Source organism: Pseudomonas crudilactis, assembly GCF_013433315.1.
GTDB classification, from domain to species: Bacteria; Pseudomonadota; Gammaproteobacteria; order Pseudomonadales; family Pseudomonadaceae; genus Aquipseudomonas; species Aquipseudomonas crudilactis.
Genome location: NZ_WXVV01000021.1, coordinates 1 through 19,129, shown reverse-complemented (window position 1 = coordinate 19,129; position 19,129 = coordinate 1). Strand labels below are relative to the sequence as shown.

Below are 19,129 nucleotides of genomic sequence, written 5' to 3'. Positions count from 1 at the left end.
CCACGTACTCATCCTTGCCTTGGAGTTCGTCATGGCTACCCCTGCAGCAACCTCCGCTCCGCTGATTGAAAAACACACGATAGGATACGTGCCCCCCGAAGATCGCCACGGAAAGGTCAGGGATCTGTTCACGCTCTGGTTCGGCGGCAACATCGCGCCGTTGCCCATCGTTACCGGTGCGCTGGGCGTGCAGTTGTTTCACTTGAATCTGCTCTGGGGCATCGTCGCGATTCTCGTCGGCCATCTGGTCGGCGGCGTGCTGATGGCGCTGCACTCGGCGCAAGGCCCGCAGATGGGCATTCCGCAAATGATCCAGAGTCGCGCGCAGTTCGGCTCCCTCGGCGCGCTGTTGGTGGTGTTGATTGCCGGCGTCATGTACATCGGTTTCTTCGCTTCCAATATCGTCCTCGCCGGCAAGTCGCTGCACGGTGTGGTCGACAGCGTTCCGGTGCCGGTCGGTATCGTCATTGGCGCAGTCGGTTCGGGAATCATTGGCATCATCGGCTACCGCTTTATCCACGTGCTCAACCGCATCGGCACCTGGGTGCTGGGGATCGGCATCGTCGTCGGTTTCGGCTACATCTTCACTCATATTCAAACCGATGACTTCCTCACCCGTGGCAGCTTCAATCTCTCTGGATGGCTCGCCACCGTGTCGCTGGCCGCGTTGTGGCAGATCGCATTTGCGCCTTACGTGTCCGATTACTCGCGTTACTTGCCGGCCGACGTGAAGGTTTCGTCGACCTTCTGGACGACGTATCTGGGGTCGGCGCTGGGTTCGAGCCTGGCGTTCATCTTCGGTGCCGTCGCCGTGCTGGCAACCCCGGTGGGCATGGACACCATGGACGCGGTGAAACTCGCCACCGGCTCGATTGGCCCGCTGATGCTGGTGCTGTTCCTGCTCAGCGTAATCAGCCACAACGCCCTCAACCTGTACGGCGCGGTGCTGTCGCTGATCACCTTGGTGCAGACCTTCGCCTACCGTTGGATCCCCACCGCCAAGAGCCGCGCGGTGATCTCGATCATCGTCTTGCTGGCCTGCTGCTTCGCCGCCGTCGGCGCCTCGAAAGACTTCATCGGCCACTTCGTCGACATGGTGCTGGTTCTGCTGGTGGTGTTGGTGCCGTGGACCGCGATCAACCTGATCGACTTCTACGCAATCCACAAAGGCCAGTACGACATCCAGTCGATCTTCCAGGTCGACGGCGGCATCTACGGTCGCTACAACCCGCAGGCGTTACTGGCTTACGCGATCGGCATCGCCGTGCAGATCCCGTTCATGAACACGCCGCTGTACGTCGGCCCGGTCTCGGCGCACATCAACGGTGCGGATTTGTCGTGGCTGGTGGGATTGTTGGTGACTTCGCCGTTGTATTTCTGGCTGGCTAACCGCGACACGTCTTACCGTCGACGGATGATGGGCGGCAAACTGGCGGGCAGTCTGTAAGATTGATGCGCTGAAAAAGAAGGCCCGCACTGTGCGGGCCTTCTCCGTTGCGGTGTGGTATTTGTTTACGCCTGACGACGATTGGGTAAGGGACATCCAATGCTGCGAATACTCGGTAAAGCCTCATCGATCAACGTGCGCAAAGTGCTGTGGACTTGCGCTGAATTGCACATTCCTTTCGAGCGTGAAGACTGGGGATCGGGGTTTAGATCGACCAACGATTCGGAGTTTCTCGCGCTCAATCCCTGTGCCATGGTGCCGGTGATTCAGGACGGTGATTTCACGTTGTGGGAATCGAACACGATCATTCGTTATCTGGTGTCGCGTTATGACGGTTTGCACCTTTATCCGACTGACGCGCAAACCCGGGCGCGGGTTGATCAGTGGATCGACTGGCAGGCATCGGAGCTGAATCGCTCGTGGTCGTACGCGTTTCTATCGCTGGTGCGCCAATCGCCGGAACATCAGGACAGCGCCGCATTGTCAGCCGGTTGCCGCGACTGGGCGCGAAACATGGCCATCCTCGACCGGCAATTGGAAAAGACCGGCGCTTACGTCAGTGGCGAGACGTTTTCCCTGGCGGATATTCCCATCGGGCTGTCGGTGAACCGCTGGTTCGAAACACCATTGGCTCACCCGGATTTTGCCGCGGTAAAGGCTTATTACGAGCGTCTGAGCCTGCGTCCCGGCTACGTGCTGCACGGTCGAAACGGTACGCCGTGATCGAGCTTATTTACCTTTGAACGCCTCATGTCGCGCCAGCCGTTCGGCGGCGTAGGCTGCTTGTGGCTGGCTGATCAGATCTTGCCGACGCAACGCTTCACCGCAGTGCTCGCACAGCGGCCCGAGACCGGCGCTGTGGTTGCAGTTCTTATGGGTCATGTTCACCGCCAGCCCCTCCTCCGGTGCTTTGCACCAGGTCTCTCCCCACGCCCGCAGCGCAATGATTACCGGGTAGAACGCCTCGCCTTTCGCCGTGAGGTGATACTCGTAGCGTTTCGGCCGCTCGTTGTACAAGCGCCGCTCAACCAGCCCATCCGCTTCCAGACATTTCAGACGCGCGGCGACCATTTGCGGCGTACCGCCGGTCTGCGCCTGAATTTCGTCATAGCGATGATTGGCCATGAACAACTCGCGCAAAACCAGCACCGTCCAGCGGTCGCCGACGATCGTCTCGGCCCGGGAGATCGGGCACAGCGTGTCGGGAAGACTATCGTTTACTGCCATCAGGGCTTGCCTCTTTTACAGTTACTATGATTATCATATCTACACGATGCCGGGACAAGCCCTGTGCACCGATCATCCCATTGCCGGAGCAAGCCGCCATGTCAAATACCTCCTATCCGCTGGACAGAACCGCCTATCTACTCGTCGATCCGTACAACGATTTTCTCTCCGACGGCGGCAAGATCTTCCCGCTGATCAAACCGATGGCCGAGCAGAATGGCCTGCTTGATAATCTGCGCAAACTCGACCGCACCGTGCGCGACCTGAACATTCCGGTGGTCATCGTACCCCATCACCGCTGGGAAAAAGGCGACTACGAAAACTGGGATCACCCGACCCCGACTCAGTGCAAGATCATGCACATGCACCACTTTGCCCGTGGCGAATGGGGCGGTGAATGGCACCCGGATTTCGCCCCGCAAGAGGGCGACATTGTGGTTCAGGAACACTGGGGCTCCAGTGGTTTCGCCAACACTGATCTGGATTTTCGCCTGAAACAACAAGGCGTAACCCACGTGATCATCGTCGGCCTGCTGGCCAACACTTGCATCGAAGCCACCGCGCGCTATGCCTCGGAACTGGGCTACCACGTGACGCTGGTGCGGGACGCGACCGCCGCCTTCAAAGAGGAAATGATGCACGCCGCCCACGAACTCAACGGCCCGACATTCGCTCACGTGATTGCCAGCACTGACGAACTGATTGCCAACCTCAAATCCCAAGGTGAAGCGCAATGAGTCTCACCGGCCATTTGCTGATCGGCGCGGCGGATGTTGCCGCCACCGAAGGCACGATGAAAGCGCTGAATCCGGCCAGCAATCAGTTGATTGAACCGGACTTCGCCTTCGGTGGTGCCGCGCAGGTTGACCAGGCAGCGATACTCGCCGATGCGGCATTCGACCGCTACAGCCACACCTCGCTGGCCGAACGTGCCGCGTTCCTCGAGAGCATCGCTGACAACCTCGACGCAGTACGTAGCGAACTGGCCGAACGCGCTGCGCTGGAAACCGGACTACCGCAAGCCCAGCTCGAAGGCGAAGCCGCGAAAGCGGCAACCCAGTTCCGCCAGTTCGCCGATGTCGTGCGCAGGGGCCGTTTCCTGCAACTGGCGATCGACCCCGCGCAGCCCGAGCGCCAACCGCGTCCACGGATGGATCATCGTCTGCAGAAAATCGCCATCGGTCCGGTAGCGATTTTCGGCGCGAGCAACTTCCCGATCTCCTACTCGGTGGCGGGCGGCGATACCGCCTCCGCGCTGGCGGCCGGGGCGACGGTGATTCTCAAGGCGCACAACGCGCATCCCGGCGCTTCGGAAATCCAGGCGCGGGCCATTCGCAAAGCCGTGCAGGCGCAGGGTTTACCCGAAGGTGTTTTTTCAATGGTGCGCGGTGGCGGCAATGCCATTGGCGAAGCGCTGGTCGATCATCCGTTGATCAAGGCTGTGACCTTCACCGGCTCCGAACCGGGTGGCATGGCGCTCTACCGCCGCGCGCAATTGCGCCCCGATCCGATCCCGGTGTTCACCGAAATGACCAGCGTCAACCCGACCTTTATCCTGCCCGAGGCACTGGCGGCTCGCGGCGCCGAAATCGGCGACGGCTTTATCGAACGGATGCTGGTCAACGTCGGCCAGGCCTGTTTGTGCCCATCGATCCTGATCACCATCCGCGGTGCGGGGTTTGATGAGCTGCGCAGCGCCATGCGCACACGGGTCAGCGCGGCACCGGCGCGGACGATGCTGACGCCGGGCATTCACGGCGCGTACGTCGAAGGCCTGATGGTGATGGAGCGTGCCGGAGCGCAGGTGATCGCGGCAGGCACGCCAGCCGATGCCACGTTCGCCGGACGTGCTGCGTTGCTGGAAGTCGAGGGACACCAATTGCTCAGCGAACCGGGGTTGGCCCACGAAGTGTTTGGCCCGTCGGCACTGTTGGTATCGGTCAGTGATGAAGCCGAGCTGCTGGCAGTCGCCCGTTCGTTCAAGGGACAGCTCAGCGCGGCGATTCAACTTGAAAGTGGCGATCTGGGATTGACGCGGCGCCTGCTGCCGATTCTCGAACGCCGCACTGGACGCATCGTGGTCAACGCCTTCGCCCACCCACAGGAAGTGACCTTTGCCACCGTGCACGGCGGCCCGTTTCCGGCGACTTCGGACAGCCGCTTCACTTCGGTCGGCATGACCTCGATCGAACGCTTCTTGCGGCCCGTGGCTTATCAGGGGTTTCCGGATGAGTTATTGCCAGAGGTGTTGCGCGAAGGTAATCCGCTGAACGTGCCACGCAGTATCGACGGGGCGTTTTGACAGGCAAAAAAATGCCGGCCTCCTGTTCAAGAGCCCGGCATTTTTTATTGCAAAATCAGTCAGGCCGGCACACCCAGAATGATGTGCGAAGCCTTGATCACAGCCGTGGCGCTGACGCCTTTGGCCAGGCCCAGTTCAGCAACGGCATCGCGGGTCACGATCGAGTAAACCTTTGAACCGCCGGCCAGCTCGATGACCACTTCGGCGTTGACCGCGCCATCGGTCACGCTCAGCACTTTACCTTCCAGGCAGTTGCGCGCCGACAGGCGAATGTCGCTGGATTCGGTCATCAGCATGACCCATGGCGCCTTGACCAGCGCGACGGCTTCTTTGCCGACGGCGATGCCGAGGTTTTTGATGCTTTCCATGGTCACGACCGCCACAAGTTGCTCACCGCCAGCCAGGGTCAAAACCACCTCGGCGTTGACCGCGCCGGCCTGAACCTGGCTGACCTGACCTTTGAATACGTTGCGTGCACTGACTTTCATGATGGACGTCCTGTTTTTTGACTTTGGAGTTAGGAAACGGCGTGCATCATCGAAGTTGGCGCTATATAAAAACAACTACAGCGCTGCGCCCGGTTGTCACGCCTGCACGTAAACCCATGCATCGACTCCAGACTTTAGCAGCACGCTGACGCGCTAGATGAGCAAGTCTTCGTAAAACGCGCCAAACAGCCGCGACGGGTGAGCGATCTGTATTTCCAGAATCCACACGCCAGCATGCGGCGCCTGATCGAAGTCACCCAGATCGCCGCCCCGGTGAATCGCATGAGGAAAATCGCTGACCCGATGGCCCTTGATATTCAGGTTCAACACCCAGCCCATCGCCTCGGCCTGATCGCTGGCATAGCGATAAAGCTCCACCCCGGAAACACCTTGACGCCAGAAGGCTTCGACCCGATCGAACAGTTCTTTCGAGGCTGCCGCGCAAGCGATCATTTCCGGATCAGAACCGGTGGTGTAAGTCGCGCCCGCATCACCTTCATGGCCCTGCCAGACCACGCCCATATCGATGAAGAAAATATCCTCTTCGCCCAACACCGGATCGCCGTCGGAACGTTGCTTGAAGGTCTTGAGCGTGTTGGCACCGAAGCGGATCAACAGCGGATGCCAGATCCGGTCCATGCCCAGTTCGGCGAGGATTTCCTTGCCGCGCGTCGTCGCTTCGGACTCGAGCATGCCCGGCTTGATCACCGCAGCAATGGCGTCGACGGCCTTCCAGGTCAATTGCTGGGCATGGCGCATGGTCTCCAGCACAAAACCTTCGCCAACGGCTTCTTTGCCGCTCAGAACTGCTTTTTCGCTCAGGGCTGTGGTCATTTGCTTGTTCCTCATGGCTGCGCTGTATAGTTTTTTATATTGCGAAACGCCGATAAAGATACAGCCATGACACAACGTGTCAATTACTCTTCTGCACGCACCACACCGCGCTCTTCGAGCAAGCGCACAAACATGCTCAGACTGCGCGACACCGTGCCCCGCCGCCACACCAGCCAGGTGGTCAGATAACGAAAGTCCGCCGCCAAAGGCCAAACGCTGACCGTGGCACTGCCGGGCATGCTCTGCAGCATTTTGCGCGGCATCAGCGCCAGTCCGGCGCCGGCGCTGACGCAGGCGAGCATGCCGTGGTAGGACTCCATTTCGAAGATTTTTCCGGGCACAGCGGCGTCGGTGCTGAACCATTTTTCGAAGTGATGACGGTAGGAGCAGTTGGAGCGGAAGGCGTAAATATTCTCGCCATTCACATCCGCTGCACGCTGTACCGGGGCGTGATTCAGTGGCGCGATGATGACCATTTCTTCTTCGAAGGCCGGTACGCCTTCCAGCGTCGGATGCAGCACCGGGCCGTCGACGAATGCTGCCGCAAGACGCCCGGAGAGCACGCCGTCGATCATCGTCCCGGAGGGCCCGGTGGACAGGTCCAGATCAACTTTCGGATGAAGTTGGTTATACGCCGCGAGCAATTCGGGAATGCGCACCGCCGCCGTGCTTTCCAGCGACCCCAAAGGAAACGCGCCTTGCGGTTCTTCGCCCGCCACGGTGGCGCGCGCCTCTTGCACCAGGTCGAGAATCCGCCGCGCGTACTCAAGAAAACTCCACCCCGCCGGCGACAGGCGCAGACGACTTTTCTCGCGAATAAACAGATCGACGCCCAGATCCTGCTCAAGCTGCTTGATCCGCGTGGTCAGGTTCGATGGCACGCGATGAATCTGCGCGGCGGCGGCGCTGATGCTGCCGTGTTCGGCAACGGCTTTGAAGATTTCCAGCTGCACCAGATCCACAGTCATTCTCCAATCGTGAAAGAAACGATCTTTATTATTCAGTTTCCAGAAAATAAACACCACCCTACTCTAAGCCCATCCGACGAACATGCAGGACGATGCCATGAGCCAGATTTCCAGCCAGACCCACGCCATGTCGATCAACCCCGCCACCGGCGAGCAGATCGGTCACTACGCGTTTGAATCCGCCTCTGCCCTTGACGCTGCGCTGACCCGCGCCGCCTATGGCTTTGGCAAGTGGAAGCGCAAGCCGCTGCAAGATCGCTCGCGCTTGTTGAGCGCCCTCGCTGGCGCGCTGCGTGAAACCAGCGATGCCATGGCGACCATGATCACCCTGGAAATGGGCAAGCCGATTGCTCAGGCCCGTGGTGAAATCGAGAAATGCGCCAAGCTCTGCGAGTGGTACGCCGAGAATGGCCCGGCCATGCTTGACGCTGAACCGACCCAGGTTGAAGGCGGCAAGGCGCGCATCGAATACCGTCCGCTCGGCCCGATCCTCGCGGTAATGCCGTGGAACTTCCCGATCTGGCAAGTGCTGCGCGGTGCCGTACCGGCGCTGATCGCCGGCAACACTTACGTGCTCAAACATGCGCCGAACGTGATGGGCAGCGCCTATCTGCTGCGCGACGCCTTCACCCGCGCCGGTTTCGCCGATGGCGTGTTTGAAGTGATCAACGTCACCCCGGAAGGCGTTTCCACTGCCATCGCCGACTCGCGTATCGCCGCCGTGACCCTGACCGGTAGCGTGCGTGCCGGCATGGCCATCGGCGCTCAGGCCGGTGCCGCATTGAAGAAATGCGTGCTGGAGCTGGGCGGTTCCGACCCGTTCATCGTGCTCAACGACGCCGATCTGGATGAAGCGGTGCAAGCCGCTGTGATCGGTCGCTACCAGAACTCCGGTCAGGTCTGCGCAGCAGCCAAACGGCTGATCATCGAAGAAGGCGTGGTCGAAGAATTCACGCGTAAATTCGTCGAAGCCACGCGCAAGTTGAAGGTCGGTGATCCGCTGTCCGCCGAGACCTACATCGGTCCGATGGCACGCTTCGACCTGCGTGATGAGCTCGACCAGCAAGTGCGCGACACCCTGGAAGAAGGCGCCACCCTGCTGCTCGGCGGCGGCAAGTCCGAAGGCCCGGGCAACTATTACGAGCCGACCGTGCTGGCCGATGTCACCGACCGCATGACCTCGTTCAAACAGGAACTGTTCGGCCCGGTCGCGTCGATCATCAGCGCTCGCGATTGCGCGCATGCCGTGGCACTGGCCAACGACAGCGAATTCGGCCTGACCGCAACCATTTACACCGCCAACGTGGCACTGGCCCAGCAACTGACCAGCGAACTGGACACCGGCGGCGTGTTCATCAACGGCTACTCCGCCAGCGATCCACGCGTGACCTTTGGCGGTGTAAAGAAGAGTGGTTTCGGCCGTGAGCTCTCGCACTTCGGCGTGCGCGAATTCTGCAATGCGCAGACGGTGTGGCTGGATCGCAAATAATCCAGACACAAGACATCCCTTGTAGGAGTGAGCCTGCTCGCGATTGCGGCGTGTCAGCCAACAAGTCTGTTGCTGATCCACCGCTTTCGCGAGCAAGCTCGCTCCCACAGGGATTCGGAGACAGATTGAAAATAGGTGGCTCGCCCCCACAGTGGGTTTACGCGGCGGCCTGTTGTGGCTCGGCGACGCTGCGATCTTTGCTCAACAAACCCAGCACCACCGCCGCCGACACTAGTGTGATGACCGTCAGGATATGCAGCAGATATTGAAACGCTGACGCATAACCTTGCACCAGACGTTCATTGGCCAGACCTGGCACGGTGTTGATCGCATGCGCCATATCACCCGTGGTCACCCGGTGCGCGGTCTCGGCAATCAGCGACGCCTCGGCGCTACCCGCCACCACGTGCACGGCACTCGACAGATCAGCGTGGAGCAGTGACGCCAGTACTGCGGCGACAATCGCCAGGGCAATGCCCTCACCCGCCACCCGCACGGTGCTGAAGATGCCCGCTGCCATGCCTGCGCGCTCTTTCGGCACGACGCTGACCGACAAACCATCCATCAGCCCCCACGGCAGGCCGGCGCCAATACCGATCAGCAGCATCGGCACCACCAGCGCGAATTTCGCCTCACCGACGTTGTACAGACTCAGCCAATGCAGGCCCACAGCGGCAATCAGGAACCCGGCGCCGGACAAAATCCCAGCGGATACAAAGCGCGCCAGCGAAGCGGCCAGCATCGGTACCACCAACATCGGCGCCGACAACGCCAGCAACAGCAGGCCGGCGTCGATCTCGCTCAAGCCCTCAACGCCGATGAAGCGCAGCGGCAACATCACCACCAGCACGATGTAGCAAAAACAGGTGCCGATCGGCAGCATCTGCACGCCAATGAATCGCGGATAACGGAACAGGGTGAGATCGAGCATCGGCCGTTCGACACGCATTTCGACGATCACGAAAGCTGCCAGCAACACGGCCGAAGCGCCCAGCAAACCGATCACGAGCGGGCTTTCCCAGCCACTGTCCGGCGCCTGGATCAGGCCGAAAGTGAACAGCGCCAGCATCGCACTGAAAAGCACCGTGCCCAGCCAGTCCAGCCCTTTGGCATCCGGGTCACGGGTTTCGCGCATACGCGGCAGACCGAAGACCATCGCGATCACACCGATCAACGCCGTAAAGACAAAAATCGCCCGCCAGTTGAAGGCCTCGATCAACGCCCCGGCCATCAAGGGTCCGAACGCCAGACCGATGCCGAACGTTGTACCGAGCACGCTGTACGCCCGGGTCCGGGCATGCCCTTCGAACTCTTGCGCCAGCGCCGCCGAGCCGCTGGCCAGCGCCGCCGCTCCCGCCACGCCTTGAACGGCGCGCAGCACATCCAGCCAGAACACCGAAGGCGCCAGACTCTGCGCGATCGAGGCGACGGTAAACAGCAGCATGCCGAAGGTGAACAGGCGTTTGCGTCCATACACATCAGCCAATGCGCCGGCGGCCATCAGCAAACTGCCGAACGACAACATGAACGCGTTGGTGATCCAGGTCAGCGCCACCGGGCTGCCGCCCAGGTCACGGCCGATGGCTGGTGTCGCCACCGCGCCGCCAGTAAAACTTAACGGCAAGACCAGTGCCGAGAGGCAAACGGCCGCCAGTATGAGCAACTTGTCGCGCGCTCCGTGCGGCTGAGTCATAGCGTTCATCATTCCATCCTTTGAGGATCAATAAGCTGCATTACGCAGCGGATAAGGCGTGAAAAATCCACCGACGTTTGCAGACGGTGACAATGAGAGCGAGCGGCCTCGCTCTCACAGCTCTGGCGTTCAGTTGTTGAAGTCGGTCGACCGCGCCAATACCTGCCACTGTTCCAACTCCTGCGCCACCAGCCGATTCTTCGCCTCGATCCGCGCAACCGTGTCACTACCCAGCGCCAGTCGCAGCGGCGGGTTCGGTGCATTGACCAGCGCCAGTATCGCCTCGGCAAACTTCAGCGGATCACCCGGTTGTGCATGATTGGCCGCTTCGGCGAACACGCGCATCTTGCCCACGGTTTCGTCGTAGTCCGGCAGCACCAACGCGGTCTTGATCAGCGATTGCTCATCAAGGAAATCCGTGCGGAAGAAGCCCGGCTCGACCACCGTGGCGTGAATGCCCAGCGGTGCCAGTTCCTGATGCAACGCTTCGGTGATGCCCTCGACGGCGAACTTGGTCGAGCCGTAAACGCCCCAGCCCATATACGCCTGATAGCCGCCGATCGACGAGATGTTGATCACCCGGCCACTGCGTTGTGCGCGCATATGCGGCAACACGGCGCGAGTGACGTTGAGCAGGCCGAACACATTGGTCGCGAACAAGCGCTCGGTCTCGCTGGCGCTGGTTTCTTCCACCGCGCCGAGTACACCAAAACCGGCATTGTTGATCAGCACATCGATCCGGCCGAAGCGTTTGATCCCTGCGGCAACGGCCTGATGCGCTTCGTCTTCGCGGGTGACGTCCAGACGCACCGCCAGCAGGTTCGGCTGGTCGCCGAGACGATCGGTGATGTCTTGCGGGTTACGCGCGGTAGCGATGACCGCGTCACCGGAACGCAGGGCCTGCTCGGCGATGAGAATGCCAAAACCACGGGAAGCACCAGTAATGAACCAGGTACGCATCACAACTTCTCCTGTTAGAAACCCTGACGTGGGTGCCGGGCCTGTTTGATAAGTTGATGCGACTTTAAAGCCGTGCTACTGATGCGATAATCCCAACAATTTTGCATGACTTTGTGAAAGGCATTCACAGATGAAATCACCTTCGGCGGCGGATCTCACCGTTTTCCTGTGCACCGCGCAGTACCTGAACTTCAGTAAAGCCGCCATCGAACTCGGCCTGACCCCTTCCGCGCTGAGCCATTCGGTGAAGGCGCTGGAGAACCGTCTTGGTGTGCGCCTGTTCAATCGCACCACCCGCAGCGTGGCGTTGACCGAGGCTGGCGAGCGCCTGTACACGCGATTGAAACCAGCCTTTCGCGACATCGACGATGCGCTGGAAGACCTCAATCACTTCCGCGATAAACCCTCAGGCAATCTGCGCATCACCTGCGGGCGGCAAGCCTGCGAACTGGTGTTGCTGCCGATTGCCAGTGAGTTTTTGCAGGTGTATCCGGACATTCGTCTGGAAGTGGTCGAGAGCGATGCGTTGCTGGATATCGTCGCCAACGGTTTCGATGCCGGCGTGCGCTTCGGCGATCGTCTGGAAGCCGACATGGTGTCGCTGCCAATTGGCCCGACAATGCGTTCAGTGGTGGTCGGTTCCCCCGCGTTTTTCGAACGCCATGTGGCACCGCAAAAACCCGAGGACCTGCACGGACTGCCGTGCATCCGCCACCGCTACCCCAGCGGTTCGATGTACCGCTGGGAACTCGAACGCGGCGGCATCGCCCAGGAAATCGAGGTCAACGGCCCGCTGACCCTCGGCGATGTCAGCCTGATGGTCGGGCCCGCGCTGCAAGGGCTGGGCCTGGCCTATGTGTTCGAAGACATGGTCAGCGAACACCTCGTCAGCGGGCGCCTTGTGCAAGTGCTGGCAGACTGGTGCCCGTACTATCCGGGCCTGCACTTGTACTACCCGAGCCGCCGTCATGTGCCGGCAGCGCTGAAGGCGTTTATCGACTTCGTGCGCAACCGGCGTTAGGCGTTTACAGATACTTCAGCCAGGCGATGTCACGGCGACGAGCCTTCAACGCAGAGAACCAGCGCACGGCCGGGAACAGCCCGATCGCCAGAATGACTGCTGCCAGCCAGATCGCCACCACCGAGGAGAATCCGAAATAGCTACCCTGATTCAGCCCGAACAAGGCCACGCCAATCAGGTACAAAACCTTCAACGTGTACAGGTGCAGCAGGTAGAAAAACATCGGCGCCGAACCGAACACGGTCAGCCAGCGAATCCAGCGACGATCCTGCAAGCGTTCGAATGCCAGTAGCAGCAACAGCCCGGCGCTCACGGTCAGCGCGATAAACAGCAACGACGGTGGGTACTTGGTGATGTTGAAAAAGCTCATCAGGGTGTGCACCGACGTGTCGCCCACGGCCCATGGTTTTTCGCCATAGCCGTTGATCAGCCGCAACCCGACAAAGCCAAGCAGTCCTGCGCTCCCCGCGATCAGCAGTTGCCACTGACGCAAACCCGCTTCAACGCCGCGAGCAAACCACGGCCCCAGCGCATAACCCAGGCCGATCACACCGATCCACGGCAGCAACGGATAGGAGGTGCGCAGACGCAGAGTGTCGCTGACGTCGATCCAGCCGCGATCATGCAAAATCGCCCACGGCACATGCAGCGCCGACTCCACTGGAAAGTGCACCGCGTCGAGCAGGTTGTGTCCGGCGATGATCGTCAGGCTCAACGTCAGCAGCAGCCAGCGCGGCAGCCAGACCAGCAGCGACAAGGCGATCATGCTCAAACCGATCGCCCAGATCACTTGCAGATAAATCACACTCGGCGGCAGCTGGAAGGTCCACGCGAAGTTCACCAGCGTGAACTCCAGCACCACCAGAAACAGACCGCGCTTGAACAGAAACGCACTGACATCGGCCTTGCCCGCGTACTTTTCGCCGAACAACCACGCCGACAATCCCGTCAGCAGCACAAACACCGGCGCGCACAGATGCGCCAGGGTACGAGTGAAAAACAGTGCCGGTTCAGTGCTGGCAATGTCCATCGGGTCGCTGACCTGGCGATGCAGCAAAAAGGTTTCGCGCACGTGGTCGAGCAGCATGAACAGAATCACCAAGCCTCTGAGGGCATCAATGGACAGCAGCCGGCCAGTGGTCAACGGGGCAGAAGGAGGAAGCACAATCGTCATGGGCGTTTCGCAATCGAAGGGATAACACCGGGTGCCCATAAGGGCTACCCCTGAAAATTTGCGTTACCTTATAACAACAAACAACAGAAACCCAAGCTCAATCGATAGTGATTCTCAAAAAAATCTTCGTTGATCCAGCCGCGCAATTTGCCCAATAGCCTCAGGCTTCTATAGTGATCAAGTCCCCTGCCCCTGCGGCTTGCTGTCGAGCGTTGTCCATGGTCAACACCCAACACCTGATCATTTGCGAGCACTGCGACTGCGTGTACGAAAAAGCCGTGCTGGCCAAACACCAGAAAACCTCGTGTGTGCGTTGCGGCGGCGTACTGCAGCGCTTCAACGGTTTGACCGTCGAGCAGCGTCTGGCCCTGACCTTCACCGCTGCGATGCTGTGGCTGTTTGCCAACTTCTACCCGGTGATGAGCATCAGCCTCAAAGGCTTGAAAAACAGCGCGACACTGTGGGATTCGGTGCTGGCGCTGAGTCAGGGGCCAATCACCTTTATGGCGATGGTCGCGGCGATTTCGATCATCATTGCCCCGGCGTTTCAACTGGTGCTGCTGGTCTGGGTGCTCAGCTTCGCGCTGTCATCGCGACGTGCTCCGGGCTTCAAGCTGTGCATGCGCTGGCTGGAAACCCTGCGGCCATGGAGCATGCTTGAAGTTTGTCTGTTGGGAGCGATGGTGGCGGTGTTCAAACTGGCCGGATTGCTCGATGTGTTGCCCGGCATCGGCCTGTTTGCGCTAGCGGTGCTCAGCTTGATGATGATCAGGATTGCCGGTCGCGATATCCGCGACCTCTGGGACATTCTATGAAACGGCCACCGACTGCCAGCGAACTCAATCTGTGCCTGTGCCACAGCTGCGGGCTGGCTTGCGACATGACCGACGAGCCGCACGAGTGCCCGCGTTGCGACGCGCCGCTGCACCGGCGCAAGACCAATTCACTGGCGCGCACCTGGGCCTACATGCTCGCGGCGCTAGCGTTTTACGTGCCGGCCAATCTGCTGCCGGTGATGAACACCACCATGCTCGGCAGCGGCGCCGACAGCACGATCATGAGTGGCGTGCTGGAGTTCTGGGAACACGGCGCGTGGGACATTGCGCTGATCATTTTCATCGCCAGCATCGCGGTGCCGGGAGTCAAGTTCGTGGCCCTCACGCTGCTGTTGATGACCGTACAGCGCGACAGCGCCTGGGCGCGCAAAGAGCGCTCGAAACTGTTCCGCTTCGTCGAGCTGATCGGCTATTGGTCGATGCTCGACGTGCTGGTGGTGGCGCTGGTCGCAGCACTGGTGAAGTTTCAGGCGCTGGGCGATATCGAGCCGCGACCGGGCATTCTGTTTTTCGGCCTGGTCGTGGTGTTCACCATGCTCGCGGCGATGAGTTTCGATCCGCGCCTGATCTGGGACACGGACACGGACGAATCCCTCAGCGACGCTGAACCTCAAGCAGCACCTGCAACGGATGGCGCAGTGCCTGATCCGACTGGCGCTTGACCTGACTGCGGCAGGAATACCCCGTGGCCAGTGCTTCGCCCTGCTCTGCCGGCGCGTCTATCTGACGTGCCCACGACTGCTCGTAGATCACCGCTGAGGTTTGACGATTGCGCGCCTCGTGGCCATACGTGCCGGACATGCCGCAGCAACCGGTGGCTTGCGTCGCCAACTTCAATCCTGCGCGTTCGAACACCTGTTCCCACTGCCGGGTCGCGGCCGGGGCGTTGGTTTTCTCGGTGCAATGGGCGAGCAGTCGGAACGCTGCGGTTTTATCCTGCGCCGCCTGCTCTGGCATCACCTTGAGCAACCACTCCTGCACCAGTGCCACTTCCGGGCATTGCTCCATGCCCGGCACTTTCAGGTATTCCTGGCGATACACCAGCGTCATCGCCGGATCGAGGCCCAGCAACGGCACGCCCACATCCGCCAATTCACGCAGCTGCCGAGCGTTGCGCAACGCCGCGCGGTTGAACGCCGAGAGGAAGCCTTGCACATGCAATGGCTTGCCGTTGGCGCTGAACGGCGCGAGATACACCTGATAACCCAGACGTGAAATCAGTTCGACCAGATCCGCCAGCAACGGCGCTTCGAAGTAACGCGTGAACGCGTCCTGCACGATGACCACACTGCGCTCGCGTTGCGCCGGGGTCAGCGCCGACAAGGTCGACACCGTCGCTGGCTGCACCTGCCAACGGCGCATCGCAGCGTGAAAATCGAATCGACTGAGCAACGGCACATCGATCATGCCGCCGACCCTTTCCAGCAGGCCGCGCACCCACGAAGCGCCCATCAAACCGTTGTACAGCGCCGGAATCCGCGCCATGTACGGAATGCTGTACTCCAGCGAAGCAATCAGATAATCCCGCGCCGGACGCAGATAACGGCTGTGATACAGCTCGAGAAAGCGCGAACGAAATTCCGGCACATTGACCTTCACCGGACACTGCCCCGCGCAGGATTTGCACGCCAGACAACCGGCCATGGCGTCGTAGACTTCGTGGGAGAAATCCTCGGACTGTGCACGGCTGTTGCGCCAGCGCTGCCACAACGAGCTGAAAAACGCAGGCTTGCGAATGGCATCGGACAATACGTCAACGCCCGCCTCGCCCTGCAAACGCAGCCACTCACGAATCAATGAAGCCCGGCCCTTGGGCGATTGCGCACGCTCGCGGGTGGCTTTCCACGACGGGCACATCGCGTCATCAGGGTCGAAGTTGTAGCAGGCGCCGTTGCCGTTGCAGTGCATCGCGGCGCCGTAGCTTTGCCAAACCTTCTCGTCGATCTGCCGATCGAGTTCTCCGCGCAAAGTGACTTCATCGATTTTCAGCAGCACCGCATCGGTGTTAGCCGGCGTGGCGATCTTGCCCGGATTGAACTGGTTGAACGGGTCAAATGCAGCTTTCAGCGCTTGCAGCGCCGGATACAACTCACCGAAGAATGCCGGTGAGTATTCCGAGCGCAGACCTTTACCGTGCTCGCCCCACAACAGGCCGCCATAACGCTGAGTCAGCGCGGCAACGCCATCGGACACCGGACGTACCAGCGCGGCTTGCTGCGGGTCTTTCATGTCGAGAATCGGCCGCACGTGCAGCACGCCTGCATCGACGTGACCGAACATGCCGTACTGCAAACCGTGGCTGTCGAGCAGGTCGCGCAACTCGGCGATGTACTCGGCCAGGTGCTGCGGCGGCACCGCCGTGTCTTCAACGAACGGCTGCGGCCGCGCTTCCCCGGCGACGTTGCCGAGCAGGCCTACCGCACGTTTGCGCATGCCATAGACCTTGCTCACCGCTGCGTGGCCGACCGCCAGCGTGTGGCCAAAACGTTCGACCGTGCGGTCGCTGCTCAAGTGATCGACGAACGCCTCGACACGGCGCTGCAGATCTTCGGGATCATCACCGCAAAACTCGACCAGGTTGATCCCCAGCGTCGGGCGCTCGGCACTTTCCGGGAAATACTCGGCGACGCCGTGCCAGACAATGTCCTGCATCGCCAGCAACAACACTTTCGAGTCGACGGTTTCGATCGACAGCGGCTTGAGCGCCATCAAGGCCCGCGCATCACGCAAGGCGTCCATGAACCCGGCGTAGCGGATGTTCACCAACATCGTGTGTTTGGGGATCGGCAACACATTCAACCGCGCCTCAACGACAAAACCCAACGAGCCTTCAGCACCGCACAGCACGCTGTTGAGGTTGAAACGGTTGTCCGCCTCACGCAGATGCGCCAAGTCATAACCGGTCAGGCAACGGTTGAGATCGGGGAAACGCTCTTTGATCAGCTCGCCCTGCTCATCAATGATCTGCCGTGCGCAACGATAGACCTCACCGACGCGATCTTCGCGGGCGCACAACGCTTCAAGCTCAGTTTCCTCAAGGGGCAAACCGTGCAGACGCTCGCCGCCGCGCAGGACCATATCGAGCTCAAGCACATGATCACGGGTCTTGCCGTAAGTGCAACTGCCCTGGCCGCTGGCGTCGGTGTTGATCATGCCGCCGACGGTGGCGCGGTTGGAGGTCGACAGTTCCGGGGCGAAGAACAGCCCAGCGGATTTCAGCGCAGCGTTGAGCTGATCCTTGACCACCCCGGCCTGCACGCGCACCCAGCGTTCCTCTACGTTGATTTCGAGGATGCGGTTCATGTGCCGCGACAGATCGACGACGATGCCGTCCGTCAGCGATTGGCCGTTGGTGCCGGTGCCACCGCCGCGCGGAGTAATCACCACTTGTTGGTACGCCGGTTCGGCGATCAGTCGTGCCACTCGCGCCACGTCCTCGGCGTCCATCGGAAACACCGCCGCTTGCGGCAGGCGCTGATAGATCGAGTTGTCGGTCGCCAGCACCACGCGGCTGGCGTAGTCAGCGCTGATTTCACCGCGAAAGCCGCTGTCTTTCAGGGCTTGGAGGAACTGCTGGTAATCGCTGGTCAGGGCTTTGGTGGAGGACAGCTGGGCAATCATCGGTCAGGTCATCTCGGTCAAATCGGGCCGTGTGGCGGTAAACAGTTGTACGCAACGAATGATTGCGTCAGGCTCCGCCATCTCATGGTGCCCATGTTCATTGCTGGCGAACGCCGGGACAACCGTAAATTCGACCCGCTATTGATGACTTTTACGAATGAATCCGCGCACGCTCACCCCTTCCATGTCGTTACTGCTGGCCTTCGAGGCCGCCGCGCGCCATGAAAGCTACACCCGCGCCGCTCATGAATTGTCGCTGACGCAGAGTGCGGTCAGCCGTCAGGTGCAGATTCTCGAGAAGATGCTCGGCATGCGTTTGTTCACTCGCGAAGGTCGGCAAGTGGTGCTCACCGATGTCGGGCGCATGTATCAACGCGAACTCGCCGAAGCGCTCGGGCAGATTCGCAGCGCGACCTTGCAGGCCATGGCGTTTGGCTCGGGCATTCACAGCTTGCGCCTGGCGACGCTGCCAACGTTCGGTTCGAAATGGCTGTTGCCGAGACTCAAGGATTTCTACACCGCGCACCCGGGCATGACCGTGCATTTGCATTCGCGGATCGAAGCAATCGACTTCGATACCAGCGAAATCGATGCGGCGATCTGCGTCGGTGGCGGTGAATGGCCAGGGCTGACGGCCCTGCCCTTGCACACCGAGGAACTGGTGGTGATCGCCAGTGCGCAACTGTCCGATGCTGAGCGCGACGACGCCGAACAACACATCGCCGGGCAACTGTTGCTCAATGTCAGCAGCAATGCGCAGGCGTGGGCGGAATGGTTCAGCCATCACGGTTTGCCGCACCGCAGCATGCGCATCGGGCCGAGTTTTGAAATGACCTCGCACTTGATTCAGGCGGTGCGGACGAATATTGGTGTGGGGCTGGTGCCGCGAATTCTGGTGGAGGATGAGTTGCTCAGCGGTGAATTGCTGCAATTGGGCGAACCGATTACCAGTCGGCGCAGCTATTACCTGGTGTATCCGCCGCGCAATGAGAATTTGCCGTCACTGAAAGCGTTTCGGGATTGGCTGGTGCATACACTCTGAAGGAATGAGTCGCCCCCTTCGCGAGCA

The 19,129-nt window shown here is 60.6% G+C and carries 17 protein-coding genes; 9 read left to right on the top strand and 8 right to left on the bottom strand.

What is annotated here, in order from left to right:
• Positions 1–31: 31 nt before the first annotated feature.
• Positions 32–1,447, top strand: coding sequence for a purine-cytosine permease family protein (locus GTU76_RS21515; protein WP_150795484.1), 1,416 nt, complete (start codon positions 32–34; stop codon positions 1,445–1,447).
• 99 nt (positions 1,448–1,546) lie between these two features.
• Positions 1,547–2,170, top strand: a complete 624-nt coding sequence (locus GTU76_RS21510; protein ID WP_180699539.1) for a glutathione S-transferase family protein — start codon at positions 1,547–1,549, stop codon at positions 2,168–2,170.
• A gap of 6 nt (positions 2,171–2,176) precedes the next feature.
• Here the strand turns inward: GTU76_RS21510 and GTU76_RS21505 are convergent, their stop codons facing one another.
• Positions 2,177–2,674 carry a winged helix-turn-helix transcriptional regulator gene (locus GTU76_RS21505; protein WP_180699538.1) on the bottom strand — a complete coding sequence of 166 codons (498 nt, stop codon included), beginning with the start codon at positions 2,672–2,674 and terminating at the stop codon, positions 2,177–2,179.
• Positions 2,675–2,772: 98 nt separating this feature from the next.
• Here GTU76_RS21505 and GTU76_RS21500 point away from each other — a divergent pair, with 98 nt between their 5' ends.
• Complete coding sequence (locus GTU76_RS21500) at positions 2,773–3,411, top strand: cysteine hydrolase family protein (protein WP_180699537.1); 639 nt, start codon at positions 2,773–2,775, stop codon at positions 3,409–3,411.
• Entirely contained in the window at positions 3,408–4,976 is a 1,569-nt protein-coding gene (locus GTU76_RS21495) for an aldehyde dehydrogenase (NADP(+)) (protein WP_180699536.1), read from the top strand. The genes GTU76_RS21500 and GTU76_RS21495 overlap by 4 nt, the downstream gene beginning before the upstream one ends.
• Positions 4,977–5,035: 59 nt before the next feature.
• On the opposite strand, the gene GTU76_RS21490 is transcribed toward GTU76_RS21495, so the two are convergent.
• The 3 genes from GTU76_RS21490 to ptrR all read right to left on the bottom strand — a co-directional run bounded on the left by GTU76_RS21490 (position 5,036) and on the right by ptrR (position 7,260).
• A complete protein-coding gene (locus GTU76_RS21490) occupies positions 5,036–5,464 on the bottom strand; it encodes a TOBE domain-containing protein (RefSeq protein WP_025111546.1) in 429 nt (142 codons plus the stop codon).
• A gap of 153 nt (positions 5,465–5,617) precedes the next feature.
• Positions 5,618–6,298: a M24 family metallopeptidase gene (locus tag GTU76_RS21485; protein WP_016983034.1), complete on the bottom strand. Its 681-nt coding sequence runs from the start codon at positions 6,296–6,298 to the stop codon at positions 5,618–5,620.
• Between the two features lie 83 nt (positions 6,299–6,381).
• Entirely contained in the window at positions 6,382–7,260 is an 879-nt protein-coding gene (gene ptrR, locus GTU76_RS21480) for a putrescine utilization regulator PtrR (protein ID WP_045122799.1), read from the bottom strand.
• Positions 7,261–7,363: 103 nt separating this feature from the next.
• On the opposite strand from ptrR, the gene GTU76_RS21475 reads away from it, so the two are divergent.
• Complete coding sequence (locus GTU76_RS21475) at positions 7,364–8,755, top strand: aldehyde dehydrogenase family protein (protein WP_016983032.1); 1,392 nt, start codon at positions 7,364–7,366, stop codon at positions 8,753–8,755.
• Between the two features lie 157 nt (positions 8,756–8,912).
• On the opposite strand, the gene GTU76_RS21470 is transcribed toward GTU76_RS21475, so the two are convergent.
• Entirely contained in the window at positions 8,913–10,457 is a 1,545-nt protein-coding gene (locus GTU76_RS21470; RefSeq protein ID WP_180699535.1) for an MFS transporter, read from the bottom strand.
• A 120-nt stretch (positions 10,458–10,577) separates the two neighbouring features.
• Positions 10,578–11,408: an oxidoreductase gene (locus GTU76_RS21465; protein ID WP_180699534.1), complete on the bottom strand. Its 831-nt coding sequence runs from the start codon at positions 11,406–11,408 to the stop codon at positions 10,578–10,580.
• Between the two features lie 130 nt (positions 11,409–11,538).
• Between GTU76_RS21465 and GTU76_RS21460 the strand changes: the two genes are divergently transcribed.
• Positions 11,539–12,429: a LysR family transcriptional regulator gene (locus GTU76_RS21460; protein ID WP_180699533.1), complete on the top strand. Its 891-nt coding sequence runs from the start codon at positions 11,539–11,541 to the stop codon at positions 12,427–12,429.
• Positions 12,430–12,433: 4 nt separating this feature from the next.
• On the opposite strand, the gene GTU76_RS21455 is transcribed toward GTU76_RS21460, so the two are convergent.
• On the bottom strand, positions 12,434–13,603 hold the full coding sequence (locus tag GTU76_RS21455; protein ID WP_180699532.1) for an acetyltransferase domain-containing protein: 1,170 nt from the start codon (positions 13,601–13,603) through the stop codon (positions 12,434–12,436).
• Positions 13,604–13,821: 218 nt separating this feature from the next.
• Here GTU76_RS21455 and GTU76_RS21450 point away from each other — a divergent pair, with 218 nt between their 5' ends.
• Positions 13,822–14,418 (top strand): paraquat-inducible protein A, encoded by a 597-nt coding sequence (locus tag GTU76_RS21450; protein ID WP_016983027.1) that lies wholly within the window; start codon positions 13,822–13,824, stop codon positions 14,416–14,418.
• Positions 14,415–15,101 carry a paraquat-inducible protein A gene (locus GTU76_RS21445; protein ID WP_175554612.1) on the top strand — a complete coding sequence of 229 codons (687 nt, stop codon included), beginning with the start codon at positions 14,415–14,417 and terminating at the stop codon, positions 15,099–15,101. Before GTU76_RS21450 ends, GTU76_RS21445 begins: the two co-directional genes overlap by 4 nt.
• On the opposite strand, the gene ydiJ is transcribed toward GTU76_RS21445, so the two are convergent.
• Positions 15,034–18,060 (bottom strand): D-2-hydroxyglutarate dehydrogenase YdiJ, encoded by a 3,027-nt coding sequence (gene ydiJ / locus GTU76_RS21440; RefSeq protein WP_180699531.1) that lies wholly within the window; start codon positions 18,058–18,060, stop codon positions 15,034–15,036. The genes GTU76_RS21445 and ydiJ overlap by 68 nt on opposite strands.
• 157 nt (positions 18,061–18,217) lie before the next feature.
• Between ydiJ and GTU76_RS21435 the strand changes: the two genes are divergently transcribed.
• The gene (locus tag GTU76_RS21435) at positions 18,218–19,102 is read left to right on the top strand and encodes a LysR substrate-binding domain-containing protein (protein ID WP_180699530.1); all 885 of its coding nucleotides are present in this window, start codon (positions 18,218–18,220) and stop codon (positions 19,100–19,102) included.
• The last annotated feature ends 27 nt before the right edge of the window (positions 19,103–19,129 follow it).